The organism is Protofrankia sp. CiP1_Cm_nod4 (assembly GCF_982290645.1).
This window is the reverse complement of the sequence record NZ_CEVIVC010000107.1, coordinates 12344-15083: the sequence shown is the minus strand read 5'-3', so window position 1 is coordinate 15083 and position 2740 is coordinate 12344. Positions and strand designations below refer to the sequence as shown.

Genomic DNA, 2740 nt, shown 5'->3' with positions numbered 1-2740 from the left:
GGCCGTCAGGCCGGATGATCCCAGTTGGGTGGTTCCGGTCAGGCGACCCGCAGCAGTGGGAGGTACGGACGAAGATCGGCACGGGCGCCGCCGGCTCGGACCCGGCCGTCCGCGGTCGCGTCCGCCCAGCTCAGCCGGCCTGCCGCAAGCTCGACGAAGGCGACCGCCCCAGCCTCCACCACGTTCGGCGGGGTGCCCCGGGTGTGCCGCGGGCCTTCGACGGCCTGCACCGCGGCGAAAGGGGGCACCCGGACCTCCACCGAACGCCCGGGAGCGCGGGCCACGAGCTCGCCGGCGCACGCCTTCACGGCGAGCCGCAGCGCGTCCCGGGCCGGCTCGACCCCGATATCCAGGCCGTGCACGACACCCGCCACCACCTCGGCGAGCAGCAGATCCCCGAGACGTATCCCGGTCCCGCCGGTGCCCGCCCCGCCGCCGGTGCCGCCGGCCGGGCCCCCGTCGACGGTACCGACGGCCAGGCCCCCGTCACCAGTAGTCAGAAATTCGTCACTATTAGTCATGTACCCGTCACCGGTAGTCAGGCTCTCACCGGTGGCAGGCAGGCCCTCACCGGTGGCGGTCGTGACAGTGACCAGACGCCCGATGTCGGCGCCGTCGACAGCGGCCACCGCGGCGGCGATGCGCTCCCGCAGCCGCGAGCGGGCGCCAGCCGCGGAACCGGCGGGGCTGTCCGGCCCGGGGGCGTCGATGCCGGCGGCCGGTGACTGCCGGCCGGCAGGGGGATGGCCGGCGTCGGCAAGGGGGCCACCAGCAAGGAGGCCACCGGCAGAGGGAGGGCCGGCAGGACAGCCCGCGAGGTAGGCGGAGGTGGACAGCGTCGGCGCGGTGGCGGGCGGCGGCGCGGACACGGCCGCGTCCGCGAGCGCGGCGATGGACCTGGCCAGGTGCCCGACGACATCCGCGACGCTGCGGCCGGGCAGCCTGCTCGGCCGCGTGAACGCCAGGCCGGCGGACGCGTCCACCTGGTCCGCGATCCGCTGCCACTGGCTGATCAGCGCCGGCACCAGCTTCGGATCATCACGACGAGCCGCGGATGCCACCGTCCGATTATCGGCCGGCACATCGGCAAGCCGATTCCGGCACATCGGCAAGCCGGCCATCGACTGGCGGCCACCGGCCTGGTCGTCGGCCGACGCGCCGGTGGCCGGTCATCGGCTGGTGACCGGGCCGCGACGCGATCGTTGATCTTTTTGCTCCCGGGACGCTGGCCCGGGCCGTCGGAGAGGAGGATGGGCCGATGGACGCACAGCCGTACGGGAACGTGATCGTGGACGCGAGCGCCGGCGGCGTGACCCCGGGCGACCTGTTCGGGACGGCCGCCATCCGCCGCCGGGTGCTGGACGCCTGGGCCGCCTCCCCCGCCCGCTTCCGCGAGGACGCGAACGCCGAGGAGGACGCCGCCCGCGGCGCCTACCACGACCGCCTCGTCGTGGAACTGCTCCAGAACGCCGTGGACGCGGCCCAGGCCGCCGGGGCCGACTGTCGCGTCCTCATAACGCTGACCAGCGGCGACACCCCCGGTGGCCATGCCTCCGGCAGCTACGGCCCCGACAGTCACGGCCCGGGCGGTCACGGCCCGGGCGGTGGCGAGCACCGCAGCCGAAGCGGCGGCATGCTGGAGATCGCCAACACCGGAGCGGCGCTGTCCGCGCCGGGGGTCGAGTCGCTCTCGACGCTGCGTGCCTCGGCCAAACGCGACACCGCGGCCCTCGGCCGCTTCGGCGTCGGCTTCGCCGCGGTCCTGGCCGTCAGCGACACCCCGTCGATCGTGTCGCGCTCGACCGCCGCGCCACAGTCGAGCGCGACATGGGACGCCGGGGACGCCGCCGGCGCGCCGGGCGGCGGCTTCGGCGTCCGCTGGTCGAAGCGGGAAACGATCGACGCGGTAGGCGGGCTCGGGGTGCCGGCCCTCGATGCCGAGCTGGCCCGCCGCGGCGGTGCCGTCCCGGTGCTCCGGCTGCCCCTGCCCGTCCTCTACGCGGCGGCGCCGCCAGCGGGCTACGACACCGTCGTCCGGCTGCCGCTGCGCGACGCCGACGCGGCCGCCCTGGCCCGCACCCTTCTCGCGGGCCTCGACCCGACGCTTCCGCTGGTCATGCCCGGGCTCACCGAGGTCACCATCGTGATCGACGGCGTCCGGCGGACCCTGTCCTGCACCTGGGCGGACCGGGCGCCGGACGGCGTGGAGATCGCCGTGCTCGACGGCAGGCGCTGGCTCGGCCGGGTCCGGCGCGGGATGATCCCGCCCGCTCTGCTCGCCGACCGGCCGGTGGAGGAGCGGGCCCGCACCGGGTTCGAGACGCGGGCCTTCGTACGCGAGGGCGGCTGGCCCGCTGACGTGCCGAAACTCGTCCGCGCGCCGCAGCCGACCGACGAGCGGCTGTCGTTGCCGGTGCTGGCCAGCGTGGGCCTGCCGCTGGAGCCGTCCCGCCGGCACACGGTCGCCGGCCCGCTGCGGGACTGGCTGGTCGACCGGCTCGCCGAGACGGTCGTCGACCTCGCCGTCGACCTGGGCAACGGCCTCCTGCCGCCGCCGGACGCCCAGCCTGCGCCGCCACCCGCGTCGGCGTCGGCACCAGTGCCGACGATCCCGAATGCCGCGTCAGCACAGGCACGGTCGCTCTGGGACGTCCTGAGAGCGCAGGAGGCTCTGGACACCCAGCGGCCACCGGCGGATCCGGCGGGGCCTGCCACCTCGTCGCCGGGAACGGCGTTGGAC

2 protein-coding genes are annotated in these 2740 nt (G+C 75.9%); one reads left to right on the top strand and one right to left on the bottom strand.

Annotated elements, in window-relative coordinates:
- Positions 1-38: 38 nt before the first annotated feature.
- Positions 39-1061: a sterol carrier family protein gene (locus AC5LSR_RS17940; RefSeq protein WP_250289618.1), complete on the bottom strand. Its 1023-nt coding sequence runs from the start codon at positions 1059-1061 to the stop codon at positions 39-41.
- 197 nt (positions 1062-1258) lie between these two features.
- Between AC5LSR_RS17940 and AC5LSR_RS17935 the strand changes: the two genes are divergently transcribed.
- On the top strand, positions 1259-2740 hold a 1482-nt coding region (locus AC5LSR_RS17935), incomplete at its 3' end, for a sacsin N-terminal ATP-binding-like domain-containing protein (RefSeq protein ID WP_493468704.1).